Source organism: Yinghuangia sp. YIM S09857 (genome assembly GCF_051388915.1).
Lineage (GTDB): Bacteria > Actinomycetota > Actinomycetes > Streptomycetales > Streptomycetaceae > Yinghuangia.
This window is the reverse complement of record NZ_JBPKBH010000060.1, coordinates 1-944: the sequence shown is the minus strand read 5'-3', so window position 1 is coordinate 944 and position 944 is coordinate 1. Positions and strand designations below refer to the sequence as shown.

At 70.2% G+C, this 944-nt stretch carries 1 protein-coding gene and 1 pseudogene; both read left to right on the top strand.

The window, feature by feature from the left end:
• Positions 1–393, top strand: a pseudogene (locus tag ACRX5S_RS41080) (phospholipid carrier-dependent glycosyltransferase); the annotation flags it as partial.
• A partial coding sequence (locus ACRX5S_RS41075) for a TetR/AcrR family transcriptional regulator (protein WP_436778404.1) occupies positions 384–944 on the top strand: 561 nt, incomplete at its 3' end. The pseudogene ACRX5S_RS41080 and the gene ACRX5S_RS41075, both read left to right, overlap by 10 nt.

Here is a 944-nt window from a genome sequence, read left to right as displayed (position 1 = left end):
ATCGGCACGCCGTTCCTGTGGTGGGCGGGCTGCTTCGCCGCGATCTACCTGCTCTTCCGCTGGGCCGCCCGCCGCGACTGGCGCGCCGGCGCCATCCTCTGCGGCCTCGCCGCCGGACTCGGCCCCTGGATGTTCAAACAGGACCGCACCATCTTCCTGTTCTACGCCGTCGTCTTCGTCCCGTACATCGCCCTCGCCGTCACCATGATGATCGGCGCCATCCTCGGCCCACCCGGCGCCACCCACCGACGCAAAGCCTGGGGCACCGCCGGAGCCGTCGCCCTCATCGCCCTCATCGCCTGGAACTTCCTCTACTTCTACCCGATCTACACCGGCACCACGATCCCGCTCTCCGACTGGCAGGACCGCATGTGGTGGACGACATGGATCTGACTCCGGCCCGCGCGGGGGCGGGCACCAGAGAGGGCGACATCCGGCGGCGCGCCATCGAGGCGACGCGCGCGCTGGCCGCCGAGGGCGGGTACGACAGCGTGCAGATGCGCGACGTCGTCCGGATGTCCGGGTTGTCGTCGGCGACCATCTACCGGCACTTCTCGTCCAAGGACCACCTGCTCGCGGCCACCCACCTCGACTGGATCGAGTCCCTGGAACGCAGCCGGGCGGCCCGTCCGCGCGGCGGCGACGCGGCGGAGCGGGTGGGAGCGATCCTGTCCAACACCTGCCGGGCGATGGGCCGCAATCCGCGCCTCGCGGGCGCGCTGATCCACGCGCTCGGTTCGTCGGACCCGGGCGTACGCGAATGCCACCGCGAGACCAACCGGATCATGCACGACATGTTCCGCGCGGCCGTCCAGGACGAGGTGGAGAACGTCGACGAGTTCATCCGCCTCATCGGCATCGCCTGGGAAGGCGCCCTGTTCAGCTGGGCGTTCGGGCGCATGACGATGGACGACGTCGAACATCTCGTCACCCGCAGCGCGGGG